16 protein-coding genes are annotated in these 26,229 nt (G+C 65.4%); 2 read left to right on the top strand and 14 right to left on the bottom strand.

Going from position 1 to position 26,229, the window contains the following annotated elements:
* Window positions 1–23: 23 nt before the first annotated feature.
* The 11 genes from ACQY4K_RS14070 to ACQY4K_RS14020 all read right to left on the bottom strand — a co-directional run bounded on the left by ACQY4K_RS14070 (window position 24) and on the right by ACQY4K_RS14020 (window position 19,028).
* Window positions 24–1,655, bottom strand: coding sequence for an APC family permease (locus ACQY4K_RS14070; protein WP_428390821.1), 1,632 nt, complete (start codon window positions 1,653–1,655; stop codon window positions 24–26).
* A gap of 38 nt (window positions 1,656–1,693) precedes the next feature.
* The gene (locus ACQY4K_RS14065; protein ID WP_428390820.1) at window positions 1,694–3,838 is read right to left on the bottom strand and encodes a putative bifunctional diguanylate cyclase/phosphodiesterase; all 2,145 of its coding nucleotides are present in this window, start codon (window positions 3,836–3,838) and stop codon (window positions 1,694–1,696) included.
* Between the two features lie 130 nt (window positions 3,839–3,968).
* On the bottom strand, window positions 3,969–5,801 hold the full coding sequence (locus ACQY4K_RS14060; protein ID WP_428390819.1) for a response regulator: 1,833 nt from the start codon (window positions 5,799–5,801) through the stop codon (window positions 3,969–3,971).
* A 167-nt stretch (window positions 5,802–5,968) separates the two neighbouring features.
* On the bottom strand, window positions 5,969–10,174 hold the full coding sequence (gene rpoC, locus ACQY4K_RS14055) for a DNA-directed RNA polymerase subunit beta' (RefSeq protein WP_428390818.1): 4,206 nt from the start codon (window positions 10,172–10,174) through the stop codon (window positions 5,969–5,971).
* An 81-nt stretch (window positions 10,175–10,255) separates the two neighbouring features.
* Window positions 10,256–14,443, bottom strand: coding sequence for a DNA-directed RNA polymerase subunit beta (gene rpoB, locus ACQY4K_RS14050; protein WP_428390817.1), 4,188 nt, complete (start codon window positions 14,441–14,443; stop codon window positions 10,256–10,258).
* A gap of 267 nt (window positions 14,444–14,710) precedes the next feature.
* Window positions 14,711–15,091, bottom strand: coding sequence for a 50S ribosomal protein L7/L12 (gene rplL / locus ACQY4K_RS14045; RefSeq protein ID WP_428390816.1), 381 nt, complete (start codon window positions 15,089–15,091; stop codon window positions 14,711–14,713).
* A gap of 87 nt (window positions 15,092–15,178) precedes the next feature.
* The gene (gene rplJ / locus ACQY4K_RS14040) at window positions 15,179–15,709 is read right to left on the bottom strand and encodes a 50S ribosomal protein L10 (RefSeq protein ID WP_428390815.1); all 531 of its coding nucleotides are present in this window, start codon (window positions 15,707–15,709) and stop codon (window positions 15,179–15,181) included.
* A gap of 281 nt (window positions 15,710–15,990) precedes the next feature.
* Window positions 15,991–16,686: a 50S ribosomal protein L1 gene (gene rplA, locus ACQY4K_RS14035; protein WP_428390814.1), complete on the bottom strand. Its 696-nt coding sequence runs from the start codon at window positions 16,684–16,686 to the stop codon at window positions 15,991–15,993.
* A 3-nt stretch (window positions 16,687–16,689) separates the two neighbouring features.
* A complete protein-coding gene (rplK, locus tag ACQY4K_RS14030; RefSeq protein ID WP_428390813.1) occupies window positions 16,690–17,124 on the bottom strand; it encodes a 50S ribosomal protein L11 in 435 nt (144 codons plus the stop codon).
* A gap of 139 nt (window positions 17,125–17,263) precedes the next feature.
* Entirely contained in the window at window positions 17,264–17,761 is a 498-nt protein-coding gene (locus ACQY4K_RS14025) for a GFA family protein (protein ID WP_428390812.1), read from the bottom strand.
* Window positions 17,745–19,028, bottom strand: a complete 1,284-nt coding sequence (locus ACQY4K_RS14020) for a DNA recombination protein RmuC (RefSeq protein ID WP_428390811.1) — start codon at window positions 19,026–19,028, stop codon at window positions 17,745–17,747. The genes ACQY4K_RS14025 and ACQY4K_RS14020 overlap by 17 nt, the downstream gene beginning before the upstream one ends.
* Window positions 19,029–19,127: 99 nt before the next feature.
* Between ACQY4K_RS14020 and ACQY4K_RS14015 the strand changes: the two genes are divergently transcribed.
* Both ACQY4K_RS14015 and ACQY4K_RS14010 read left to right on the top strand, forming a co-directional pair.
* A complete protein-coding gene (locus tag ACQY4K_RS14015; RefSeq protein ID WP_428390810.1) occupies window positions 19,128–19,550 on the top strand; it encodes an MbcA/ParS/Xre antitoxin family protein in 423 nt (140 codons plus the stop codon).
* Window positions 19,547–20,239, top strand: coding sequence for an RES family NAD+ phosphorylase (locus ACQY4K_RS14010; protein WP_428390809.1), 693 nt, complete (start codon window positions 19,547–19,549; stop codon window positions 20,237–20,239). Before ACQY4K_RS14015 ends, ACQY4K_RS14010 begins: the two co-directional genes overlap by 4 nt.
* Window positions 20,240–20,389: 150 nt before the next feature.
* Here the strand turns inward: ACQY4K_RS14010 and ACQY4K_RS14005 are convergent, their stop codons facing one another.
* The 3 genes from ACQY4K_RS14005 to ACQY4K_RS13995 form a co-directional block, all read right to left on the bottom strand.
* Entirely contained in the window at window positions 20,390–20,839 is a 450-nt protein-coding gene (locus tag ACQY4K_RS14005; protein WP_428390808.1) for a DUF29 domain-containing protein, read from the bottom strand.
* A gap of 36 nt (window positions 20,840–20,875) precedes the next feature.
* The gene (glgX, locus tag ACQY4K_RS14000) at window positions 20,876–22,975 is read right to left on the bottom strand and encodes a glycogen debranching protein GlgX (RefSeq protein WP_428390807.1); all 2,100 of its coding nucleotides are present in this window, start codon (window positions 22,973–22,975) and stop codon (window positions 20,876–20,878) included.
* Between the two features lie 112 nt (window positions 22,976–23,087).
* Complete coding sequence (locus ACQY4K_RS13995) at window positions 23,088–26,183, bottom strand: AsmA-like C-terminal region-containing protein (RefSeq protein WP_428390806.1); 3,096 nt, start codon at window positions 26,181–26,183, stop codon at window positions 23,088–23,090.
* Between the last annotated feature and the right edge of the window lie 46 nt (window positions 26,184–26,229).

Raw genomic sequence — 26,229 nt, 5'->3', positions numbered from 1 at the left:
TATGGGAGGTGCGGGCCCTGATGCTACCGCAGACTGGCCGATGGCACGTCCGTCATATGCGCCATGACCGCGGCGGTATCCTCTGCCACCAGGGCGCAGCGCTGGGCGATCTCGATGACGATCAGACTCCATAGCGCGGTGAGCACGACATCCGGCCAGAAACCGAGCACGGCCGCGCCGCCGCCGATGTCGGACAGGGCCGAGAGCACCCACATGCCGCCGAACCAGGGCAGCAGCCAGGAGATCTCGCGCCAGCCGAACTCCGCGGCCGGGCGCTTTGCCGCAAAGTGGAACCAGACGGCATAGGCCGCGAACCCGACCGCCACGATCAAAAACAGCACGCTGTTGGTGCGAAAGCCGGTCCAAAGGATCACCAGGTTGCTGCAGACGAAGGCCGCCCGCGCGATGGTTCCGGCACCCGGCAGGCGAAACGGTCGCGCGACATTCGGCACGTTGCGTCGCAGGACCAGCAACGTCACCGGCCCAAGCCCATAGGTCAGAACGGTGACCGAGGTGATGTAGTTGACGAGCAATTGCCAGGCCGGGAACGGCAGCAGGAACACCACGCCCACCACCCACATGACCAGCACCCCTAACACCGGCGCCTTTACGGCGTTCAGGCGCATCAGCCAGCTAGGTCCGCCGCCCATCTCACCGACCGCGTAGAGCACACGCGAGCCGCCGGTGATGTATGCCAAGCCGGTACCGCCAGGAGAGATATAGGCGTCGACATAGAGGATGACGGCGAGCCAGTTCAGGCCGAGCAGGGTGGCAAGGCCGGCGAAGGGCCCCATTGCGCCGGCGAAATCGAGCTTCGCCCAGCCATGCACGAGGTCGGACGGCCGCAGCGCGGCAAGAAAGCCGAATTGCAGCAGGATATAGACGACCGCTCCGAGCAGCACCGAGCCGATCACCGCCATCGGTATATGCCGCCCTGGATTGGCGCTCTCGCCGCCAAGGTCGATGGCGGTACGAAAGCCGAGATAGGAGAACACGATGCCGGCGGCTGGCAATGCCGTGAAGATGCCCGTCACCTTGTAGCCGCCGACGTCGGCGCCGAGCGCGCTGGGGTGGCCTAACGAGGTCACGATCAGCGTCAGCGCGGTCGCCACAGGGACCGCGATCTTCCACCAGGTGACGGTGGAGTTCACCCGCAGCAGCAGGCCGACCGCGAGCAGGTTGACCGCCGCCATCACCACCAGCAACCCCATGCAGACGAAGAAGCCGAGCGTGGTCAGCACACCGCTCTCCCCCGGTGCGATCAGGCCGGGGATATAGTTATTGGCGTAGGTCACGATCGCCTCCGCCTCGACCGAGGGGATCGCCACATAAGACAGGAACAGCAGCCAGCCCCAGATCCGACCAAGGCCGTCGCCGTGGCTCGCATGGCTCATATGCACCAGCGCGCCGCTTTTAGGGAACAACGACGCGAGCTCGGCAAAGCAGAGCGCAATCAGCATGATGATGACCGCACCCGCGACCCAACTCCAGACGCTGAGCGGGCCGGCGATCCGGGCGGCGTGCAGCGCGCCGAACAGCCAGCCGGAGCCGATCATGCTGGTGGTGCTGGCGAACAGCAGCCCGATGATACGCGCGTCGCGTTTCAGGCCGCCCGCTTGGGACCCCGCATTGGAGCGTGGCAAGGTTTGCGCCATGGAAGCCTCTTACTTATGCGGCTTCAGCATGCCTGATCCTAGGCGTGACGCAAATCGGCCGCCCGCGACGTGAGCCACTCCGCCACCGATGCAGCCTGCATTGGCCGCGCCAGCCTATAACCCTGCAACCGGTCGGCGCCGAGCGCCTTCATCGCCGAGACCTGGTTTTCCGTCTCGACCCCTTCCGCGGTCACCTCGAGCCGCAAAGCGCGCGCAATCAGCAACATCGCCCGGATCATCGCAAGGCCCCGCTCGTCCTCCTGCTGCACAAAGGCGCGGTCGATCTTGATGGTGTCGATTGGCAGCGTTGCCAGCCGCGCGAGCGAGGAGAAGCCGGTGCCGAAATCGTCCAGCGCAAGGTGGATGCCACGCCCGCGCAGATCCTCCAGCACCGGCATGACACGATCATGATCGGCGATGAACATGCTCTCGGTAATCTCGAGTTCAAGTCGTTGCACCGGCAGTCCGGACGCATCCAGCGCCACCTGCACATCGGCCAGCAGATGGCCGGAGAGGATCTGCGCAATCGAGATATTGACCGCAACCGCTGGCCGCGGCTCGCCCGGCCAGTGCATCGCGGCAAGGCAGGCCTCGCGCAGCACAAAGCGGCCGATGGCGATGATCTCCTCGGACTGCTCGGCTATGGGGATGAAGATGTCAGGGCCGACCGCACCAAGGCTTGGATGCGTCCAACGCAGCAGCGCCTCCATCAGGTCGCAGCGCCCGGTCGAAGCATTGATGATCGGCTGGTAATGCAGCGCCATCGCGCCGTCACACGGGGCGCCTCGCAGGCCTTGTTCGATCAGACGACGCTCGCTGATCTGGCGGGCGAGCGGCTGATTGAAGATAACGACCCGGCCGCCCCCCTGCTTCTTGCCGGAATACATCGCGTTATCCGCGCTGCGGATCAGCGCGTCCTGCGTGGTGCCATGCGCCGGCGCCAATGCGACGCCGATGGTGACCCCCAAGCGCACGCTGGGGGCGCCGGGCTTGATATCGGTGAGCTCGATCGGGTCGCACAGGGCGGTCAGGATCACCCCCGCCTGGGCCGCGATCGCGGCTTCGTCACGCAGTCCGGTCGCAACGACGACGAATTCGTCGCCGCCCCATCGTGCCACATGCCAAGCCGCCACATGGGCGCCGACGCAGCACTGCATGATCCGGCCAGCCACGGCCTTGAGCACGTGGTCGCCGATATCGTGACCCTGCACGTCGTTGATTTGCTTGAAGCCATCAAGGTCAAGAAACAGGACGGCCACGCTGATCGCGGACGAGGGCGGTTGTGCCAGCGCTTGGGCCAGCGCCTCATTCAGCCGATCGGCAAGCGTCGCGCGGTTGAGCAGGCCGGTCAGCGGGTCGATCGAGGCCAGTCGCTCCAGGGCAATGGCATAGCTCTTGCGCTCCAAGACCTCTCGCTGCAGGTCGGCGGTACGATCCTCCACCCGCGCTTCCAGCGTCTGGTTCGCGGCCTGAAGGGCAAGCTGCGCCGCCTCCGTACGTCTCTGCTGAACGAGCGCCTCCTCGGTCAGCAACTGGTGGCTTCGCGCTAGCTGCATATAGGCCAGCACCCGGTCATGCAGCACTTTACACAACCAGGTCATCACCAGCGCGTCGGTCAGGCCGAGCGTGCCCAGCGTTGCGTTCACCCGGCCGGGCAGAAACAGCAGCAGCAGCGAGAACGGCAGGATCAGTGACAGGCAGTAGCCGATAGCCACACTTAGCACGGCCCCAAGCATGATCGGGCTGCCGCCGGCCATCGCCGCCAGGATCACGGCCGAGCCGGCACGGCTGGTCTGCGTCATCGTGGCAAAGAACAGCGGCGGGAAAGCGACCCAGAGCAATGCCGCGGCGCCGACCCCGACGGCGTAGCGCCTTATGTCCGCCGGGCCATCGTCCGACACCTGCCGACGCCTCGGGTACAGGACCAGCAGGTCGAACCCACGCACCCCCAGCACCACCGCCATTGCACAGAGCCAGCCGACCAGGTGCGCGCGGTTGGCCGGGGTTACGACCATCAAGCCCAGCAACAGGCTGACCATCGCGGACATCGCCAGTCCCCCCTTGCCGTGCGCATACAACGTCCGCGCCTGGTCCTGGGCGACCATCGAGGCGAGCGTCGCCGGCTGCTTCACGAGCAGAGGGTCGGCATTGCTGCTGGTTTGCGGTGCTGCGGTCGCTACCATACCTTATTTCCCCTGCCGTCTTGTTCACGACAGGGCATTTTGTCCTACAGAAGAAACAAAGCCGCTCAACAGGATTTCCCTTTTGTGAGGTATTTCTTTTTTATACGTTTCTCGTCTTTATGGACAACTATCAGCGTATGCCGAATGGCAGAATTCGCCCGCCACTCGCATTCGGGCCTCGTCGTCCCAGGCAGTCCTCGATTGCGTGCGATAGCGCATCGCGCCCGAATGGCTTGACCAGATACGCCGTCATTCCGGTTAGAGCCGCCTCAGCGTATCCGGTCGCGAGCAGCACGGCGAGCTCGGGTCGTAGCCGCGCGATCTCCTCGGCGAGCTGCACACCAGTCATCATCGGCATCGAGTAGTCGGTGATCACCAGGTCGAGCAAGGCGCCCGCACGCAGGATCTCCAGCGCTTGCGGCCCGGAGGCGGCTTCGATCGCGCTGTGGCCCAAATCCTCCAGGGTGGCGATGGTCGCCGTGCGCACCAACGGGTCGTCATCGACCAGCAGGATCCTGTAGCAACGCCCAGAAGGCACGCCGGCGCGCCTGGGCGGTGCGACTCGCGGTATCGACACAACCTCGGCGCGCGGCAGCCACAGCTCGGCGGTGGTGCCCTCATGTTCGCGGCTCTGCAGCACGAGCTGCCCGCCGGACTGCACTGCCAGGCCATGCACCATCGACAGGCCAAGCCCGGTTCCCTTGCCGCTCTCCTTCGTCGTGAAAAACGGATCCACCGCGCGGCTCAAGGTGGCGGCACTCATGCCCTCACCCGTATCGGTGACGCTGAGCACGAGATAGGAGCCGATCGCAAGCCCGGGCAGCACCCCTGCCTGCTCCTCGCGTGCCGCGATCGTCAGGCTGCCACCTTCCGGCATGGCATCGCGGGCATTCACGGCGAGGTTGAGCAAGGCGAGTTCCAGTTGATTGACATCCGCATGGGCCGCGGCAAGGCCATCTGGGAACCGTGTCTGGATGCGCACGCGTGGTCCGAGGGAACTTCGCAGCAGGTCGGACATGCCGCGCACCAGGTCCGCCAGATCGACGCTCTCCGGGTTCAGCGCCTGCCGCCGGCCAAACGCCAGCAGCCGCTGGGTCAGTGACGCCCCCCTCTGGGCGCCGGTCCGGGCATTGTCGAGCAGCCGCAGGGCATGCCGGTCGTCGGCGGGAACACGCTTGCGAAGCATCTCAAGACTGCCGAGCACGGCGGTGAGCAGGTTGTTGAAGTCATGCGCGATGCCGCCGGTGAGCTGACCCATCGCCTCCATCTTCTGAGCCTGACGGAGGGTTGCCTCCGTGGCGCGGTGTTCGGCCATCTCCTGGCGCAGCCGCTGGTTGCTTGCATCGAGTGCTGCGGTCCGCTGAGCGAGCGCGCTTTGCAGACGGACCATGTTGCCGAACTGCCGGCTTGCGCCGCGCCCGGTAATGCTCAGCGCAATGAGGAACATCAGGATCATCGCGGCCGCGACGCCGCCACGCAACGATCCCTGCGCCGCCAGCCAGATCGCGATCGGCAACGACGCTGGCAGGACGAAGGCAAGCGCCGTCGGCTGATGCGCCCCGTGCAGGGTTACCGCACCCGCGCACATGCCCCCGATCACGAACACCCAGAACAGTTGATAGGTGGGCGACTGCGGCATCAGCAGGACCGAACCACCACCCCAGAGCAATCCGGAGACGAAGGCCGCCGCAGCACCCGCAAAGCCCCAGTGCCACATCTGGTCCGCATGCGCAGCCGCCGGTGACGCACGCCGGTATTGCCGCCACAGCAACAGCCGCAGGGACGCTGCAATGACGACGGCAGCAAGCCAGCCGTAGGCACGCTGGTCATGCACCGCAAGGACGAGCACCAGGGTCATCAGCGTGGCATTCACCACCATCACCAGGACGGTCGTGGGGATTTGCTGAAAGACCGACCGTACCCTCTCGCCGAGGATGGCAGTCTCGAGCTCAGAAAGACTCATCGCACGGTTCCGCCAAAGGTCGCCCCTCGCAGACCCTATGCTAACAGATTTTGTCCCATTTGCGGAACTGTTCTCATCTGCATCGACGGGCAGGTAGCTGCGGCCCGCTCAAAGAAAGGGCCGGGAGAGGTTGCCCTCGCCCGGCCCAGCTTTGGAGAGCCTGCGGCTTATTCCGCCGCGCGGCCCGTGACCGCTGGTGTGACCTTCGCACCCGAGCCTTGGCCCAGGGTGTGACGGTCGCGACCGGCGGCTACGGCACGGAGCTTGTTCATCACGCTGCCGGTCCCGGCGGGGATCAGGCGGCCGACGATGACATTCTCCTTTAGACCATTCAACGTATCGACCTTGCCCGCGGTGGCAGCCTCCGTCAAGACCCGGGTGGTCTCCTGGAACGACGCCGCCGAAATAAACGAGTGCGTCTGCAGGCTGGCCTTGGTGATACCCTGCAGCACCGGCATCGCGTGTGCCGCCCGCTCGTTCACATGCATGCGCTTGGCATTTTCCGCCTCGAACTCGAAGCGGTCCACGGTTTCGCCAATCAGATAGGTCGTATCGCCCGGCTCCAGGATTTCCACCTTTTGCAACATCTGGCGGACGATCACCTCGATATGCTTGTCGTTGATTTTCACGCCCTGCAGCCGGTAAACGTCCTGGATTTCATTGACCAGGTAGTCCGACAACGCCTCCACACCAAGCACCTTGAGGATGTCGTGCGGCACCCGCGGACCGTCGACCAGCGGGTCGCCGCGACGCACAAAGTCGCCTTCCTGCACCGACACGTGCTTGCCCTTGGGGACCAGATAGTCGGTCTCCTCGCTGGTCTCGTCGTTCTTGACGATGACCCGACGCTTGGCCTTGTAGTCCTTGCCGAACTCGATGCGGCCGTCGGTCTCGGCGATGATCGCATGGTCCTTCGGACGCCGCGCCTCGAACAGCTCGGCCACTCGCGGCAGACCGCCGGTGATGTCGCGGGTCTTGCTGCCCTCGCGCGGGATGCGCGCCAGCACGTCGCCGGCATGCACCACCGCGCCGTTCTCGACCGAGAGGATCGAGTCCGGTGAGAGGAAGTAGCGCGCCTCGCCGCCGCCGGCCATCTTGAGCACTTCGCCCTTATTGTCCTTGAGCTGCAGGCGCGGCCTCAGATCGACCCCCTTTGCGGCGTTCTTGTAGTCGACCACCACCTTCGAGGTAAGCCCGGTGACCTCGTCCATGCGCTCGACCAGGGTGATGCTGTCGATCAGGTCGAGATACTCGACGGTTCCCGCCTGCTCGGTGATGATCGGCAAGGTGTACGGGTCCCACTCCGCCAGCTTCTGCTGACGGCCCACCGTCGCACCCTCGTCGACCAGCAGCCGGGCCCCATACGGCACCCGGAAGCGGGCGCGCTCGGTGCCCTTCTCGTCGCTCAGCACGATCTCGCAATTGCGCGACATCACCACCGGCACGTTCATGCTGTTTTGCACGACGTTGCGGTTCTTAATGACGATCACACCGTCATGCGAGGCCTCGACCATCGACTGCTCGGCGCCACGCTGCGCCGCCCCGCCGATGTGGAAGGTGCGCATGGTGAGCTGCGTGCCCGGCTCGCCGATCGACTGCGCGGCAATCACGCCCACCGCCTCGCCGATATTGACCGGGGTGCCGCGTGCGAGGTCACGGCCATAGCAATGGCCGCAAACACCCACTCGGCTGTCGCAGGTCAGCACCGAGCGGATCAGCATGCTCTCCACGCCGGCGCTCTCGACCATCTCGGCTTCCGCCTCGCCGATCAGGCTGTTGCGCGGCAGCACGATCCGTCCCGTCACCGGCTCCAGCACGTCCACCGACGTCGTCCGGCCGAGGATTCGCTCGGCCAAACTCGAAACCACCTCGCCGCCATCCATCACCGCGCGCACGGTCAACCCGCGCTCGGTGCCGCAATCCTCCTCGACGATGATGCAGTCCTGCGCCACGTCGACCAGGCGGCGGGTCAGGTAGCCGGAGTTCGCGGTCTTCAGCGCCGTGTCCGCCAGCCCCTTGCGGGCGCCGTGGGTGGAGGTGAAGTAGTCGAGCACCGATAGCCCCTCCTTGAAGTTGGCGATGATCGGCTGCTCGATGATTTCGCCGGAGGGCTTGGCCATCAATCCACGCATGCCGGCAAGCTGCTTCATCTGGGCGGGAGATCCGCGCGCGCCGGAATGGCTCATCATCCACACCGAATTGGTCTGCTTGCCGACCTCCTGGCGCGAGATCTCCTTCATCATCGCCGCCTGCACCTCGTCGGTGCAGCGCGACCAGCTATCCACCACCTTGTTGTAGCGCTCGCCGGCGGTGATCAGACCGTCCTGATATTGCTGCTCGAACTCCTTGACCTCGGCGGTGGTGCGCTCGACCAGCGTCCACTTCTCGGCCGGAATGATCATGTCGTCCTTGCCGAACGAGATCCCCGCCTTTGCCGCCTGGCCGAAGCCAAGCCCCATCAGCTGGTCGGCGAAGATCACGCACTCCTTCTGGCCGCAATGGCGATAGACCGCGTCGATCACGTCCGAGACGTTCTTCTTGGTAAGCTGCTTGTTGATCAGCGCGAACGGCACCTGCGGATGCTTCGGCAGGATCTGCGCGATCAACATGCGGCCCGGCGTCGTCACCACGGTCACCCGCACGCTCTTGCCGGTGGCATCCACCGTCTCGAAGCGGGCGCGTATCTTGTCGTGCAGCTTGATCGCGCCTGCACTCAGCGCGAATTCGATCTCGCCGATGCTGCCGAACGCCGACGCCCCGATCCGCACCAGCTTGCCGTCATGGTCGTATTCGCTCTGGTCCAGGGTCTCGCGGAACTCCGCGGTCTCCAGCGAGAGATAATACAGCCCGAGCACGATGTCCTGGCTCGGCACGATGATCGGCTTGCCGTTCGCCGGGCTGAGGATGTTGTTGGTGCTCATCATCAGCACCCGCGCCTCGAGCTGCGCCTCGAGCGACAGCGGCACATGCACCGCCATCTGGTCGCCGTCGAAATCGGCGTTGAACGCGGTGCAGACCAGCGGATGCAGCTGGATCGCCTTGCCTTCGATCAGCACCGGCTCGAACGCCTGAATGCCCAGACGGTGCAAGGTCGGTGCCCGATTCAGCATGACCGGGTGCTCGCGGATCACCTCCTCGAGGATGTCCCAGACCTCCGGACGCTCCTTCTCCACCATGCGCTTGGCCGCCTTGATGGTGGTGGCGTGGCCGTACTTCTCGAGCTTGGAATAAATGAACGGCTTGAACAGCTCGAGCGCCATCTTCTTTGGCAGGCCGCACTGATGCAGCTTGAGCTCGGGCCCGACGACGATCACCGAACGGCCGGAATAGTCCACCCGCTTGCCGAGCAGGTTCTGACGGAACCGGCCCTGCTTGCCCTTGAGCATGTCCGAGAGCGACTTCAGCGGACGCTTGTTCGCCCCCGTGATCGCGCGTCCACGACGACCGTTGTCGAACAGCGCGTCCACACTCTCTTGCAGCATGCGCTTCTCGTTGCGAACGATGATGTCAGGCGCGCGCAGCTCGATCAGCCGCTTGAGACGATTGTTGCGGTTGATGACACGGCGATACAGGTCGTTGAGGTCGGACGTGGCGAACCGGCCGCCATCGAGCGGCACCAGCGGGCGCAACTCGGGCGGGATCACCGGCACCACGTCCAGGATCATCCAGTCCGGATGCGAGCCGCTTTCGGCAAACGCCTCGATCAGCTTGAGACGCTTGACCAGCTTCTTGCGCTTGGCCTCCGACGTGGTCTCCTTGAGGTCGGCGCGCAGCTTGACCTTCTCGGCGTCGCAATCGATCTCCTTGAGGATCGACTTGACCGCCTCTGCGCCAATTCCATAACGGAAATCGTCGCCAAACTCGTCCTGCTTGGAGAGCAGCTGATCCTCGGTGAGCAGCTGGTGCAGCTTGAGATCGGTCGCACCGGGTTCGAGAACCACATAGCTCTCGAAATAGAGAATCTTCTCAAGCTCCTTGAGCGTGAGATCGACCATCAGGCCGATGCGGCTGGGCAGCGACTTCAGGAACCAGATGTGGGCGACCGGGCTCGCCAGCTCGATATGGCCCATGCGCTCGCGACGCACCTTGGCCAACGTGACTTCCACGCCGCACTTCTCGCAGATGATGCCGCGGAACTTCATCCGCTTGTACTTGCCGCACAGGCACTCGTAGTCCTTGATCGGACCAAAGATGCGCGCACAGAACAAACCATCGCGTTCGGGCTTGAACGTGCGGTAGTTGATCGTCTCCGGTTTCTTGATCTCGCCATACGACCAGGAGCGGATCTGCTCCGAGGACGCCAGCTGGATCCTGATCTGGTCGAAGGTTACCGCCTGGCCGGTCTGGCCAAGGATCTTCATTAGTTCGTTCATGCGCGCATAACCCTTTTATAGGGAAAGGAAGGCCAGGGCGCTGCCCTGGACCCGCTGGGGCCGCAGGCCCCAGACCCCAACTCAGTTATTGCTCTGTTCCAGGTCGACGTTCAGGCCCAAGGACTTCAACTCTTTGACCAGCACGTTGAAGCTTTCGGGGATGCCGGCCTCGAAATCGTCCTGCTCGCGGACGATCGCTTCGTAGACTTTGGTTCTCCCGGATACGTCGTCGGACTTCACCGTCAGCATCTCCTGCAGCGTATACGCGGCGCCGTAGGCCTCCAGCGCCCAGACCTCCATCTCGCCGAAGCGCTGGCCGCCGAACTGCGCCTTGCCGCCCAGCGGTTGCTGGGTGACCAGGCTGTAGGGGCCGATCGAACGGGCATGGATCTTGTCGTCGACCAGGTGATGCAGCTTGAGCATGTAGATGTAGCCGACCGTCACCTTGCGCTCGAAGCCCTCGCCAGTGCGTCCGTCGGTGAGCTGGACTTGGCCGGAGGTATCCAGCCCGGCGCGAGTCAGCATCTCCTCGATGTCGGACATGCGCGCCCCATCGAACACGGGGGTTGCGATCGGCACGCCGCCGCGCAGATTGCCGGCAAGCTCGATGAGCTGTTCGTTAGGTAATGTCGCGATGTCGTCGGCATAGACCCGCTCGCCATAGACCTCCCTCAGGCTGTCCAGCAGCTCCTGCTTCGCGTTGCCGGTGCGCTGGTATTCGTCGACCAGTTCACCGATACCCTTGCCGATATTGGCGCAGGCCCAGCCGAGATGGGTCTCCAGGATCTGGCCGACATTCATGCGCGACGGCACGCCGAGCGGATTGAGCACGATATCGACCGAGGTGCCGTCATCAAGGAACGGCATGTCCTCGACCGGCACCACGCGGCTCACCACGCCCTTGTTGCCGTGACGTCCGGCCATCTTGTCACCCGGCTGCAGCTTGCGCTTCACCGCCACGAACACCTTGACCATCTTCATCACGCCAGGCGGCAGTTCATCACCTCGCTGCAGCTTCTCCACCTTGCTGTCGAAGCGCGCCTGCAAGCGGCCGACAGCGGCGTCGAACTCGCGCTTGAGCACCTCGATCTCGGCCATGCCGGCATCGTTCGCCAGGACCATGTTCCGCCAGGTGCCGCGCGGATGCTCGCCCAAAACCTCGGCGGTGATTTCCGTGCCCGACTTCACGCCCTTGAAGCCGGCGCCAGCCTTCTGGCCCAGCAATCGCTCGCGCAGACGGTTATAGAAGCTGCGTTCCTGGATCGCCCGCTCGTCGTCGCGGTCCTTGGCCAGACGCTCGATCTCCGAACGCTCGATCGCCATCGCGCGCTCGTCCTTGTCGACGCCGCGTCGGGAAAATACACGTACGTCGACGATGGTGCCGGTGGTGCCGGGAGGCAATTTCAGCGAGGTGTCACGAACGTCCGAGGCCTTCTCGCCGAAGATCGCGCGCAGCAGCTTTTCCTCGGGGGTCATCGGGCTTTCGCCCTTCGGCGTCACCTTGCCGACCAGGATGTCGCCGGGGTTCACCTCCGCACCGACATAGACGATTCCGGCCTCGTCGAGACTGCGCAGCGCCTCCTCGCCGACATTGGGAATGTCGCGCGAGATCTCCTCCTGGCCGAGCTTGGTGTCGCGCGCCATCACCTCGAACTCCTCGATATGTATCGAGGTGAACACGTCGTCGCGCGCGATGCGCTCGGAAATGAGGATTGAATCCTCGAAGTTGTAGCCGTTCCAGGGCATGAACGCGACCAGCACGTTGCGGCCGAGCGCCAGCTCGCCGAGCTCCGTCGACGGTCCGTCGGCGATGATGTCGCCGGCATGGACGATGTCGCCGACCCGCACCAGCGGACGCTGATTGATGCAGGTGGACTGGTTGGAGCGCATGTATTTGCGTAAGCGATAGATGTCGACGCCCTGGGTCGCACCGCCCTCGTCGGTGGCACGCACGACGATGCGCGCGCCGTCGATCTGGTCGATCATGCCGGGCCGGCGCGCGACGATGGTTGCCCCGGAGTCACGCGCCACCGCGGCCTCCATGCCGGTGCCGACCAGCGGTGCGTCGGAGCGGATCAGCGGCACCGCCTGGCGCTGCATGTTGGAGCCCATCAGCGCGCGGTTGGCGTCGTCGTTCTCGAGGAACGGGATGAGTGCGGCCGCCACCGACACCAGCTGGCGGGGGCTCACGTCGCAGGCGGTCACGTCCTGCGGCTTGACCAGCCGGAAGTCGCCGCTGCGCCGCACCGAGACCAGCTCGTCGGTCAGGTTGCCGTCCTTGTCCTGGGCGCAATCGGCCTGTGCCACGACCAGCTTCTCCTCCTCCATTGCGGAGAGGTATTTCCAGCCGTCCTGCAGCGCGCCGTCCTTGACCAGGCGATACGGCGTCTCGATGAAGCCGTACTTGTTGACCTTGGCGTAGGTCGCCAGGCTGTTGATCAGGCCGATATTCGGGCCTTCCGGCGTCTCGATCGGGCAGATACGGCCGTAATGCGTCGGATGCACGTCGCGCACCTCGAAGCCGGCGCGCTCACGGGTCAATCCCCCTGGGCCAAGCGCCGACAAACGACGCTTATGGGTCACCTCGGAGAGCGGGTTGGTCTGGTCCATGAACTGGCTGAGCTGCGAGCTGCCGAAGAACTCGCGTACTGCCGCGGCCGCGGGCTTGGCGTTGATCAAATCGTGCGGCATCACCGTATCGATATCGACGGAGCCCATACGCTCGCGAATCGCCCGCTCCATGCGCAACAGACCGACGCGATACTGGTTCTCCATCAACTCGCCGACCGAACGCACCCGGCGATTGCCGAGATTATCGATGTCGTCGATGGTGCCGCGGCCGTCCTTGAGCTCGCACAGGATCTTCACGGCACGCAGGATGTCTACCTTGCGCAGCACGCGCAGCGTGTCCTCGGCATCGACACCGAGACGCATGTTCATCTTCACCCGGCCGACGGCGGAGAGATCGTAGCGGTCGGGATCAAAGAACAGGCCGCGGAACAGCCCCTCCGCGGTCTCCGGGGTCGGCGGCTCGCCAGGACGCATGACCCGGTAGATGTCGACCAGAGCGTCATCGCGTGAGCTGTTCTTGTCGATGGCCAGGGTATTGCGTATCCACGGGCCATTGCTGCCGTCGACCGCAAGCGTCGGCAGGTCGGTGATACCCATCTCCTCAAGCGCCGCCAGGCGCGGCTCGGTCAGTTCCTCACCGGCCTCGCCGTAGATCTCGCCGGTCTCCTCGTTGACCAGGTCATAGGCCACAAACCGGCCCAGCACATCGGCCCGTCCGACCAGGACCTCCTTGGTGTTCTCGGCAATCTTGCGAACCATGCGCGCCGTCAGCTTGGCGTCGGCCTCGGCCACCACCTCGCCGGTGTCGGCGTCGATCATCGGCTCCAGCAGCTTCATGCCGCGGAACGCATCCGAGTCGAACGGGCGTGCCCAGCCCTTTTCGGTGCGCGTGAACACCACCGTGCCATAGAAGGTGCCAAGGATCTCATCGGCATCCATGCCGCGAATGTCCATGCTGTCAACATCGCCACCCTCGGCGATCTTGGCCGTGCGGGCATTGTGCGAGGCGTCGCCTTCGAGCGCGTAGAGCAGCGTGGTGACCGGCAACTTGCGCTTCCGGTCGATGCGCACATAGACCATGTCCTTGCTGTCGAACTCGAAATCGAGCCAGGAGCCGCGGTACGGGATCACCCTTGCCGCGAACAGGAACTTGCCGGACGCGTGCGTCTTGCCCTTGTCGTGATCGAAGAACACACCGGGCGAGCGGTGCATCTGGCTGACGATGACGCGCTCGGTGCCGTTGATGATGAAGGTGCCGTTGTCGGTCATGAGCGGCATGTCGCCCATATAGACCGGCTGCTCCTTGATATCGCGGATCGAGCGGCTGCCGGTGTCCTCGTCGACGTCCCAGACGATCAGGCGTAGTACCACCTTCAGGGGCGCCGCGAACGTCATGCCGCGCTGGATGCACTCCTCGACATCGTATTTCGGCTCCTCAAGCTCGTAATTGACGAACTCAAGCCGGCCGCGTCCGGCAAAATCGTTGATCGGGAACACCGAACGGAACACTTCCTGCAGTCCGGTCTGGGTGCGGCTGTCGGCCGGCACCTCCATCTGCAGAAACCCTTCATAGCTTGAACGCTGCACGTCGATGAGGTTCGGCATCGATGCGATCTCGGGAATACGCCCGAAGCTCTTGCGTATGCGCTTGCGCCCGGTGAAGGACTTTGCCGCCGCATTCCCGATTATTGCATTCATCGTCTATCCTGCCTCGCCCTGCTCGGCCGGGGGCTATCGCGTCGCATCTGGGACAGAGCATGGTCCAGTAGACCACTCCGCCGCCGGCGCCGCTCGATACCCTTGGCACACAAAAACCGATCTCTTCACGCCGTCGCGGCAACCGGACGCCGCACGGCCGACAGGGCGGGAACCGCGCCGCGGTCCCCGCCCTCTCAACCTAACAAAATACTGCCCGCTTCCGGTCGAACCAAGGCCCGACTGTCGGCGACCAGGATGACAGGATGCTTACTTGATCTCGACAGAGGCGCCCTGCTCTTCCAATTGCTTCTTGAACTTCGCAGCGTCATCCTTGGTGACGGCCTCCTTGACCGTCTTCGGCGCGCCCTCGACCAAGTCCTTGGCTTCCTTCAGCCCAAGACCGGTGATCGTGCGCACCTCCTTGATGACGTTGATCTTCTTGTCGCCAACCTTGGCGAGGATGACAGTGAACTCGGTCTGCTCCTCGACCGGTGCGGCGGCGGCACCACCGCCGGCTGGGGCTGCAGCCACGGCAACCGGAGCCGCGGCGGAAACCCCCCATTTCTCCTCTAGCAGCTTAGACAGCTCGGCTGCCTCAAGCACTGTCAGCAATGACAGCTCGTCAACAAGCTTCGACAGGTCGGCCATAATAACTTCCTAACTTAGACATTCTGTGGGTCCGTGCAAGGTCGAACGACATCACGCCGCCGTCCTTGCGTTTTTTAGACGCTGATTTCAGGCGGCCTCGGCGATTGCCTCGTCCTTTTTGGCATAGGCGCCAAACACCCGAGCAAGCTGTCCTGCCGGTGCCTGCAACACGCCTGCGATACGCGTCGCAGGGGTCGAGATCAGTCCCACCAACTGCGCACGCAGCACATCGAGGGATGGCAGTTCGGCGAGCGCCTTGATCCCATCCGCATTCAGCGTCTGGGCTCCGAGAGCGCCACCAAGCACGACAAGCTTCTCATTGGTTCTGGCGAACTCGATGGCCACCTTTGCCACCGCCACCGGGTCAGCCGCCCACGCAAGCGCGATCGGTCCCTTCAGCAGTGGCGCGATGCCGTCGAATCGGGTCCCATCCAAGGCGAGGGTGGCCAGCCGGTTTTTCGCGACCTTGAAGGTCGCACCCGCCGCCCGCATCCGAATTCGCAATTGCGTCACGTCGGCCACCGTCAACCCGTCATTGCGGGTGACGACGACCATCGACGTGCTTGCGAAAACGGCGGCGAGGGTGGCTACGAACTCCCGCTTCTCCGTACGGTCCAAATCCCGTCTCCGTTGTCGCCCACCGGCAAGCGCCGGCGGGTCGGGTTGCCCTCTGGAGAGCGGATCCTCCCGCGGGAGGTGTCCGCACTCCGGTTCGCCTGTCCTGTTGCAACGGAACCACTCATGCCAATCGCGGCAGGAGCATCCCCGTCTTGCGCGCGCTGTCTGCGGACCTGCCGGAGACGATTAAGGCCGAAGCCACGTGCGGTCTTGGACAGGTTCGGAACGCAGCCCCTACCCGGGCGGCGTCCTGCTCATCCCCGGCCTCAGCCAGGGTGCATTCAAGTGGCGGCCAGCGAGGCGATATCCACCGTCACCCCGGGGCCCATCGTCGAGGAGAGCGCCGCCTTTTGCAGATACACGCCCTTGGCGCCAGTCGGCTTGGCCTTCTGGATGGCATCCACCAGGGCCCGTATGTTCTGCGCCAGCTTGTCTTCGTCGAACGAGGCCTTGCCGATCCCGGCATGGATCAGGCCCGCTTTCTCGGCGCGGAACTCGACCTGACCGGACTTGGCCGCCCCCACCGCGCCTTTGACATCCATCGTCACCGTGCCGAGCTTCGGATTCGGCATCAGCCCACGCGGCCCCAGGATCTTACCAAGCCGGCCGACCAGGGCCATCATGTCCGGGGTCGCGATGCAGCGGTCGAACGCGATCTCCCCACCCTGCACCTTCTCGGCGAGGTCCTCGGCGCCGACCACGTCAGCGCCTGCGGCAAGCGCCTCCTCGGCCTTCGGCCCACGCGCGAACACCCCCACCCGCAACACCTTGCCGGTGCCGTTGGGTAGGCTGAGCAGACCGCGCACCATCTGGTCGGCATGACGCGGGTCGATGCCAAGGCCGAGCGAAAGCTCCACCGTCTCATCGAACTTGGCGGTGGCGTTGCTCTTGACCAGGCGGATCGCCTCGTCGAGAGCATAGGATTTGTTGTGGCCGACCGCGGCGCGGGCCGCATCGAGGCGCTTGCTCTTGGCCATCGTTCAGCCCTCCACCACGGTCAGGCCCATCGAACGGGCCGAGCCTGCCAACATGCGCACCGCGCCGTCGATATCGTTGGCGTTCATGTCCTTCATCTTGATCTCGGCAATCTCGCGCAGCTGCGCGGTGGTCACCCGTCCGGCCGCGGCACCCTTGCCGACGGTGGTGCTGCCCTTTGTGATCTTGGCGGCCTTAAGCAGGAAATAGGTGTTGGGCGGCGTCTTGAGGATGAAGGTAAACGTGCGGTCGGCGAACGCGGTGATCACCACCGGCGTCGGCGTGCCGGGCTCGATGCCTTGCGTTACGGCATTGAACTCCTTGCAGAACTGCATGATGTTCAGGCCGCGCTGGCCGAGTGCGGGTCCTACCGGCGGCGACGGGTTCGCCTTGCCTGCGGGAATCTGCAACTTGATATAGCCGACAATTTTCTTCGCCAAATCCGTGGCCCCCTTTGTTGCCAGGACCGCGGTCCATGCGAACCCGCCCGACGCCGATCGGCGACAGGCGGCACTCTCCCGCGTTCCGTAAGATGCGGGCGTCTAGCCGCCTGCTGGGACACCTGTCAAGCGGGGATCCTCAATCGACGAACAATCCCCGCTCGCGATGCCACGCCTCGATCGACTGCTCCGGATAGAGGTCAAAGCAGGCATCCTCGGGGCCAATTTCCGGCACCACCCAGTCCGGCTTGAAGCGCAGCATCAGATGCACCGAGCTCCGCGGCGCCGGCAGCTTACTATCGATGCAGGACGCGAACGGGTGGATCAACTCCGGCCATTCCGGCGAGAACAGCCATAACGCTGTCGCACAGCGCGAACAGAAGTTGCGCTCCGCTGTCGACAAGACGCAAGACCCGTCGTCCTCGCGAACCTCGGCGCGATACACCGCAATGGCCCCGTCCCGATCATGCACCTGCATGCCCTTGGTCAACGCCCCGAGATTGATCGCATAGCCCCCACCGCCCGCCGTCTTGCAGCAGATTGAGCAGTAGCATCGCTGATACGGCTGCGGCGTGTGGCTGTCGCAGGTAAAACGCACCGCGCCGCAGCGACAGGACCCTTCAAGCGTCATCGGCATCCGGCCCTCCTGATGTAATCCCAAGCGGGGCATCAATCCCGCGCAACCGGCCGGCGACAACCCGGCTGCGCCGGCGCGCCTCCTCGATCGAGTTCGACATCGCCGAGGCATTCCGGCCCAGCCGCTCGAGCACCTCATCCATCTTCAGCATTTCCTGGCGGGTGGCGCCAAGGAGGCCGCTGATAACTTCCGTCTTTTCCTCAAGCGCCAAGGTCACATAGCCGAGATGGATGGTTCGCAACAGCGCCGGGATCAGGCTCGGCCCCATCACCAGCACGCGTTGCAAGCGCCCGACTTCATCGATCAGGCCGGGGATACGCGCCACCTCGGCATAGAGCCCGTCGGTCGGCAGATACAGCACGGCGAACTCCACCGTCACCGGCGGCACGATGTACTTCGCGGCGATCTTGCGTGCCTCCAGGCGCACCGTGCTCTCGAGCGCCCGCCTCGCCGACCGCTCTGCCTCGGTGTCGACCTGCTCTACCGCGGTCAGCAGCCGTTCGTAGGCTTCCACCGGGAATTTAGAGTCGATGGCGAGCAGCGGCCGCGCGCCCGCCGCGCCCCGCCCCCCTTCACCACGCATCGGCAACCTGATCGCGAACTCGACGACCTCGCCGCTGCTCTGGGACAGTCGGCAATTGCTCTCATACGCGCCGGCGGGCAGCACGTCGTCGAGGATCGCGCGCAGTTGCGCCTCGCCCCAGCCGCCGCGTGTCTTGACGTTGGCGAACAGCCGCTTGAGGTCGCCGATCTGCGCGGTCATTGCGCCAACCTCGCCCATCGCCTTCTGCACCGCGCCGAACTGCTCCAAGACACGCGTGAAGCTGGTCTGCATCTGCTGCTCGACCGCTGCGTGCAACTGCTCGTTGACCGAAGCCTGGATTGCACTCAGGCGCACCGCCGACTGCTCCGACATCTCGCGCAAGCCGTTCGCCAGCGCCAGCCGTGACTCCCCCTGCTCGCGCGCAATCGACGTGGTGAGCGTGCCAAGCCGTTCGCCCATGTCATGACGGTTCTGCTCGATCCGGCCGATGATCACGCGCTCGAACTCGGCCATCCGCGCGCGCGCCGCCTCCGCCTCCTGTCCGCGCGCCGCCTGATCGTGCTCGACCACGATGCTGAGACGCTGCAACGTCTCCCCTTGGTCAGTCGAAGCCCCAGCCTCATGCGCATGGGCGCGATGCACAAGGAAGGCGATGACCCAGGCGGCAATGGCAGCGGCGATCGCTGCAAGACCGGACACGGCCGCAAACCAGTCTGAAGGCATCGTTTCCGCCTTTTGGCAAAAATAACGAGACTTGTAGTCAATTGGCGGATCGTGTATCGCTTTATGGGAGGAGCAGCAATCCCGTATGTCTAAGGCACCATGACAGCATCTGTAGCGGCCACGCGCGACGACCGGGACCAGGGCGCGCGGAGTGCCGACATCACCCAACAGGAAGCAGCGGCGATGCTGCGCGCTTCCTTCAATTTGTTCGCCCGCTGGCAGCTCGATTCGAGCCAGGCACGCAGGCTGCTCGGCTCACCGAGTGAGCGCACCTTTCAACGTTGGAAGGCCGGCGAGATTGCCACCGTTCCGCACGACACCGTCTGCCGGCTCGCCGACCTGATGGGGATCCACAAGGCGCTGCGCTACATGTTCGCCGAAGCCCAGCGCGGCTACGACTGGGTCCGCAAGCCGAACGCAGCCTTCGGCGGCCATTCCGCGCTCGATCGGATGATGCAGGGCGCGCCCGCCGACCTCGCCGTTTTGCGCGCCTATCTCGACTCCGAGCGCGCCGGCTGGTGACCATTCGGCTACGCTGGAAGCAGTCGCACCGGATTATCCGCACCGTCTATCCGCCGGTGCATCTGTTCGAGGACATCGCCGACCCGGCGGACTGGGAACTGATCGCCCGCGCCGAGGAACGCTCCAACCCGCGACTGCGCGACGCCATTGGCAACCTCGCTTTGGTTCCGGTGGCGCGACGGGTCGCGGGCCCGACCGCCACCACGGTGATGGGCGCCTTCACCCATGTCTCGACGCTTCGGCCGAGCCGCTTTTCCGACGGCAGTTTCGGCGTCTGGTATTGCGGCGATTGCTTCGAAGTCGCCTTGGCAGAGACCGCCTATCACTTCGCGCGCTTCATGGCGGCCACCAACGAACCCGCCGCCGACGCCGACTTCCGCGAACTGACCTGCCGCGTTGCGGGCACGATGCATGATCTACGCAAGACCGATCCCGAAGGCTGCCTCGCACCCGACGACTGGAGCGCGGGCCAGGTGCTTGGCCAAAGGGTGCGCGCGGACGGCGCCGACGGCGTAGTCTACCCCAGCGTGCGCACTCCCCAGGGCCTCGCCGCCGCGGTGTTCTGGCCGGACTGTCTGACCTTGCCGGTGCTGCAGTCGCGGCAGTTGCGCTACCGCTGGGACGGCACGCGCATGACCGACTGGTTCGAACACGGCACCCGAGAATGGGTCGCGTGGCCGGGAACTTAGCCTCGCCCAAGCCCAACCGCGGAAGGCCGCTCAGCCCGGCTCAACACCTGAGTTCGTGTTCAGCGCCTGGTATATATCCTGCTCGGACATTGTCCCCTCAAACAGAATAATCTCGGGTTCCGGCCCGCGCCAAGCGGTGCGGGAAGTGTTCTAGCTGCCGGGCGGTATCCATCCCTCGCGCAGCGCGTCCTGCAGCGGCCACGGGCAGGTTTCAGGAAAGGCTATCCGCTCCATGCCGGTCTCTGCCACCGCAGCCGTCACGGCATCGCCCCAGGCGTCGGCGATATCGTCCGGGTCGCTCAGCATCGGGCGCAAGCTCGGCATCTTGCGCAAGCGTCGCTCGATGCGCTGGCGCTGCTCGCGGATGGTGGCATCCCAACTCGCACCGCGACGTTGCGGCTGATGCTGCCACTTGAGCAGGTGCGCCAACAGGACAGCAAGCCGGCTGGCAATCTCGCGGCGTTCGCTGATCCGCACGCTCTCGATCTCTTCGGCGATATGTTCAAGGTCCAGCCGATCGAGGCGGCCGGCGCGGATATGGGCTGCCTGCTCGTCCGCCCAGGCCGCCACGTCGCCGTCATAGCTCGCGGGGTGCGTCATGGTTTGATCCATGATCGCAGCCTATCGCGCGGCCAGTCAGCTCGCCAGACGAAACAGCATGACCGACCGACCAGTGACGGGGCAACTGTTGGCGATGCCGTAGGCGCGTCCCGAGGTCATCGCCGGCCGGTTGGTGTCGAGCAGCAATTGCCAGTGCATGCCGCCGCTGCACGGCGGCATGACGAAGTCCAGCGCCTCGTGGAAACCGTTGAGGATCATCAGCAGGGTGGCGTCGGTGCCGGGGCGGGGGATACCGCTCACCTTCGCACGGCCGTCCATCAGCATGCCGAAGCAACGCATGCCGCCGTCGCGCCAGTCCGCCTGCTGCATCTCCTCGCCTGTGGCCGTGATCCAGGTGACGTCGCGCACCTCGAGATCGTCGTCCCACGCCCCGGTCATGAAACGCTGCCGGCGCAAAATGGGGTATTCCTGACGCAACTCGATCAGCCGCCTGGTGAACTGGAACATGGTCTGGTGCGACGCGAGCCGACCCCAATCGACCCAGGAGATCTCGTTGTCCTGGCAGTAGGCATTGTTGTTGCCCTGCTGGGTGCGGGCGAATTCGTCGCCGGCCAGGATCATCGGCGTGCCCTGACTCATCAGCAGCGTGGCCATCATGTTGCGCATCTGCCGTTCACGCAGGGCCAGCACCGCGGCATCCTCGGTCTCGCCCTCGATGCCGCAATTCCACGAGCTGTTATTGCTGGTGCCGTCGCGATTGCCCTCGCCGTTCGCCTCGTTGTGCTTGTCGTTGTAGGCGGTGAGGTCGTGCAGGGTAAAGCCGTCATGGGCGGTGACGAAGTTCACGCTCGACCAGGGTCGCCGTCCGCGACGGTTGAACTTGTCGGCCGAGGCGCAGAGCCGCTGCGCCAGTTCGGCGGCCGACGAATCGCCCTTCCAAAAGGCGCGCACGACATCACGGTAGCGGTCGTTCCACTCCGCCCAGCCAGGCGGAAAGCCGCCGACCTGGTAGCCGCCCGGCCCGAGGTCCCAGGGCTCTGCGATCAGCTTCACGTCCGACAGCACCGGATCCTGGCGGCAGGAATCGAGGAAGCCGCCGCCCTCGTCAAAGCCGTAGCTCTCACGCCCGAGGATGGTGGCGAGGTCGAAGCGAAAGCCATCGACATGCATCTCGCTGACCCAGTAGCGCAGGCTGTCGGTGACCATCTGCAGCACCCGCGGATGGCTGAGGTTGAGCGTGTTCCCGGTGCCGGTATCGTTGATGTAGTAGCGCTCCTGGCCGGGGATCAGCCGGTAGTAGGAGGCATTGTCGATGCCCTTGAAGGACAATGTGGAACCGAGTTCGTTGCCCTCGGCGGTGTGGTTGTAGACGACGTCGAGGATCACCTCGATGCCGGCATCATGCAGCCGGGCCACCATGGTCTTGAATTCCGACACCGTGCTGCCGTTGCCGGTGGCGTAGCGCTCGTCGGGGGCAAAGAAGCCGACCGAGTTGTAGCCCCAGTAGTTGGTCAGTCCATGCTGGGTGAGATGGTCCTCATCGGCAAAGAAATGCACCGGCAGCAGCTCGACCGAGGTCACGCCCAGCTGACGCAAATGCGCGACGATCTCGTCGGTGGCCATGCCGGCGAAGGTGCCGCCGAGGCCGAACGGCAACGCCGGATGGCGGATGGTGGTGCCACGCACATGCGCCTCGTAGAAGATCGTGCGCTCCCACGGCACCCGCGGCCGGCGGTCGCGGCCCCAGGTGAAGGCAGGGTCGATCACCCGGCATTTCGGCATGAAGCGGGCGCTGTCGCGGGTGTCGAACGAGAGGTCGCCGTCGGCGTGGCCGAGCTCGTAGCTGAAGATCTCCGGCGCCTGACGCACCTGGCCGACATGCGCCCGCGCATAGGGGTCGAGCAGCAGCTTGTTGGGATTGAAGCGATGCCCGGCCTCGGGCGCGTAGGGGCCGTGCACGCGGTAGCCGTAGATGGTGCCGGGGCGCGCGTCGGGCAGGTAGCCGTGCCAGACCTCGTCGGTATATTCGGGCAGCTCGACGCGATCCAGTTCGTTGCCGCCGGACGGATCGAACAGGCACAATTCCACCTTGGTCGCGTGGGCGGAGAACAGGGCGAAATTGACTCCGAGCCCGTCCCAGGTGGCACCCAGCGGATGCGGCAGGCCCTCGGACAATCGCGAGGTCCTATGGCGGCGTATCAAAGCATCGTCTCCTGACTGGCGCGTGCCCCCTCGCACAGCTTGGCTCCCCAAGCAGGATCATAAGGCCGCAATAGCTGACGCAACCTTAATCGAACAACAAACGACGCAGGATCCCCGGCGCGAGCAACGAGAGCGGGTTGACCCCTATGACGGGCTTGTCGATCGGGCCGGTGACGCGAAGCGTCAGCGCGAACAAGCCACCACCCTGTTCCGGACTGAAGACCCGCCCGACCCCAGGTAGCTTCCCCGGCAGCGCGTTGAACAGATAGGACGGCACGATGGTGCCGCGAAGATCGAGTGTGCTGTGCCCCAAATCGATGGCGCCGCGCAAGGTTGCACCGAGGGCTGCGTTGGAGGCACGGGCATCGCTCAGATGCAGCGCTGAGCCGCGCAGGGTGAACGGCAGTTCGCACCGGGTGATCACGATCTGCCTGGCCTTGGCGCCGGTCAGCAAGCCATAGATCGAGAGGTCACGCGCCAATCGAGCGCTCAGCGGCGCATCGTGCAGGACGAAGCGACCGACCTCGGCGCGCCCGGTCATCTCCAATGTCCCGCGGCTCCGCCGCAGCATGCCAGCCCCGCGGCTCTGCCGCAAAATGCCCACCACGCTGAGCGTCCCGCCCTCAACGCCGCCACCGACTCCCAACGCCGCCAGCAGGGCGCCCGCGTCCGGCGCCTTCAGCATCAGTCGGCGCGCGTCCCCCGCATCCGGCGACAGCGACGCCAGGACCGGCGTCGGACCGGCGACCGTCAGATTTGCGCGGCTCAGCCGCACGCCCTTGCCAGCGGCGAGGACATGGACTCCGCTGAACCAGCGTTGTCGCGTAAACCACACCCTGTGGAACACCAGATCGGCGCGCCAGGCCCGATCGGCCCCGGTGGCGCGCGCCGCGCGCATGGCGAGATACGGCGTAATGTCGAGGACCGGGCCATGCAGGGCTACGCGTATCGGCCCGGTGCGGGCGCGATCGCCCGTCGGCAGATCGACCCGGCCGACGCCCTGGCTGCGGCCGATCCGGAAACGGTCGAGGACGATCGCATCCGGCCGGCCACCGCCCACCTCGGCATGTGCCGCGACGGCGAGATCCTCGCCGCTCGCTTTGACCATTCCGATGGAGACAAGTGCTGCGTCTTGCAGGCCGATCACCGCGGAGGCGTGCGCCGGGGCTCCCGCCGGCTTGCTCCAGACCGGCGTGTCCAGGGCCGCGTCGGTGAGGTCCGCGTTCAGCACGACGCTGGCTGCGCCGTCCCGGTGCCGCCCGTAGGCGACGTCGAGCGCGGCGGCACCGGCGGCGACGCTGTCGGCACCCCATACACCGGCCTGCCGCAGCGCCGCCTTATCGATCCGGGCGGACACATGCGCCGCCTCGATCAGCTGCTGCGGGCCGCCGGCGCGAAAATCCATGCTGTAGGTCAGACGCGACGGGATCCCGCCGATGGCGCCATCGCCGGCAACCTGCAAGCCGGAATTTTCGGCATGCAGCGCCAGCCCGCCTGCATCGAGGGCGCGTCCGAGCACGGCATCGCCGAGATGGACGTCGCTCAAGGCGGCGTCGGCATGAACCTGGATTGCCGTGGTAGCGAGCGTGTCGACCAGCGGCAGCGACAGCCCGAGCTTGACGACGGCGCGCCCGGCAATATCGGTGAAGGGCAGCTTGTGCCGTGACAGCAGCCCCAGCCGCGGATAAGCGAGCAAAGTGAGGATGTCTCCCAGGCCGCCGGTCAGCGTGGTTGCAATCCGGGCGTGCTGCTGCCGGTGCTCCAGGCCGGTGATCCGCAGGACCGTAGGCCCCGCGGTAATGACGCCGTGCAGCGGCACCGCTTCCAGGCCGCGGCGAGACTCGATACGCAGCGTATCCGGCCCCTCCAGCACCAGATGCGCGTCCATGGCGCGCAGCGGCGCGATCGGGCGCAGCCAGAAGATGGTCAGGCCACTCGCGTCGAGGCCGCCGTCGAGTTTGGTCAGATGCAGCGCCCCCCAGCCGTCGGGTGACGCGAAGGTCGCGCTGAGTGCGAGGTCGCGACCCGTGCCGGCGGTGATGTTGGCGGTCACCCAGCGTCGCCCGCCAGGAGCCAGTGCCGATGGCCAGATGCGGCCGAGACCGGCGAAATCGACGCGGGCGATCCGTGCTGCAATCCGGGCACGCACCAGAGCACCGGTTTCGGCGAAGCTGCCGGTCAGCAGCAGTGCCGGTGTCGCCGCACCCGGCGCTTGCCGCAGCACGACCCGCGACGGCGACAATGCCGCCCGCAGCGTGCCCTGTTGCGTGCGTGGCAAATCGAGGGTGAGGTGAAGCTGCCCACCAGCGACGTCGACGCCGCGGATGGTGCCGGCGCCGAGCTGCGCGGTCAGCTCCAGGTGCCGCGGCAGCATCAGCCGACCAAAGCCACCGGAGAGTGCGGCGTCGAGCTTCAGGCTGACCGGCAGATCAAGGCCGACGAGCGGCGCCAGCGGGCTGCCGATCCGGCTCGGCACGAAGCTGCCGGTCGTAACATGCCAGACGATCTCGCCTTGCGGCCCCTCGCGCGCGGCACCATCAAATGCAACATTGCGGCCGCCGCAGGACAGGGATGCCGCGACCCGACCACTCACGCCGATTGCCGCCGGACGGTGCAGCGGCAGCAGCCGCAGGTCAGCGATCTTGGCCCGGCACGGGAGACCGTGCGCGCTGAGCGCGACATGGGAGAGCTCGAACGCCCTCAATGCGTCCAAATCCAGTCGGTCCCGGTTGACGCGCCCCTTGTGGCCCCCCGGGGAGCCCAGTTGGACGGCGCCGGACGGCGGCACTTGCGCCAGATCGATGCTGCCGTCGGCGGCGTGCAGGCCGATGACCTCGACCCTGCCATGCAGCAGGGCGAACAAATCGAGGGCGACGTCCGCGCGCGCGACCTGCGCGTGGCCCACCCTTGGATCGTCCAGGCGCAAGCCACGTACGATCAGGCCGAGCGGCGCCGTGGGGCCTTCCCCCCAGCCGTTCCAGGTCAGTTGCACCTGGGCGAAGGAGAGCCCGGGCAGGTCCGGGGCCGCCAACCGGCGCGCGCTGCCGGTGACATCGATCGGTCCAGCCCAAAGCCGCAGGCCAAGCACCAGGGCGGCAAACACCGGCAGCGAGATCAGCACCAGCAGCACCGCTGGCAGGACGTGCCACCAGCGGTTGTTGGCTTGACGCGGACGGATCATGCCTCACACCGTGGCCAACGTATGGACGCCGGGTGACACGCAGCGA

Origin of the sequence: Lichenicoccus sp. (genome assembly GCF_965276875.1) — a bacterium.
GTDB lineage: Bacteria > Pseudomonadota > Alphaproteobacteria > Acetobacterales > Acetobacteraceae > Lichenicoccus.
Note: the sequence above shows the minus strand (reverse complement) of the source record. Positions and strands in the feature narration are given on the sequence as shown.

What these genes read in the sequence shown, in the direction of transcription:
- ACQY4K_RS14070 (WP_428390821.1), bottom strand. Translation starts at nt 1,655, where the DNA reads ATGGCGCAAACCTTGCCACGCTCCAATGCGGGGTCCCAAGCGGGCGGC.
- ACQY4K_RS14065 (WP_428390820.1), bottom strand. Translation starts at nt 3,838, where the DNA reads ATGGTAGCGACCGCAGCACCGCAAACCAGCAGCAATGCCGACCCTCTG.
- ACQY4K_RS14060 (WP_428390819.1), bottom strand. Translation starts at nt 5,801, where the DNA reads ATGAGTCTTTCTGAGCTCGAGACTGCCATCCTCGGCGAGAGGGTACGG.
- rpoC (WP_428390818.1), bottom strand. Translation starts at nt 10,174, where the DNA reads ATGAACGAACTAATGAAGATCCTTGGCCAGACCGGCCAGGCGGTAACC.
- rpoB (WP_428390817.1), bottom strand. Translation starts at nt 14,443, where the DNA reads ATGAATGCAATAATCGGGAATGCGGCGGCAAAGTCCTTCACCGGGCGC.
- rplL (WP_428390816.1), bottom strand. Translation starts at nt 15,091, where the DNA reads ATGGCCGACCTGTCGAAGCTTGTTGACGAGCTGTCATTGCTGACAGTG.
- rplA (WP_428390814.1), bottom strand. Translation starts at nt 16,686, where the DNA reads ATGGCCAAGAGCAAGCGCCTCGATGCGGCCCGCGCCGCGGTCGGCCAC.
- ACQY4K_RS14025 (WP_428390812.1), bottom strand. Translation starts at nt 17,761, where the DNA reads ATGCCGATGACGCTTGAAGGGTCCTGTCGCTGCGGCGCGGTGCGTTTT.
- ACQY4K_RS14020 (WP_428390811.1), bottom strand. Translation starts at nt 19,028, where the DNA reads ATGCCTTCAGACTGGTTTGCGGCCGTGTCCGGTCTTGCAGCGATCGCC.
- ACQY4K_RS14015 (WP_428390810.1), top strand. Translation starts at nt 19,128, where the DNA reads ATGACAGCATCTGTAGCGGCCACGCGCGACGACCGGGACCAGGGCGCG.
- ACQY4K_RS14005 (WP_428390808.1), bottom strand. Translation starts at nt 20,839, where the DNA reads ATGACGCACCCCGCGAGCTATGACGGCGACGTGGCGGCCTGGGCGGAC.
- ACQY4K_RS13995 (WP_428390806.1), bottom strand. Translation starts at nt 26,183, where the DNA reads ATGATCCGTCCGCGTCAAGCCAACAACCGCTGGTGGCACGTCCTGCCA.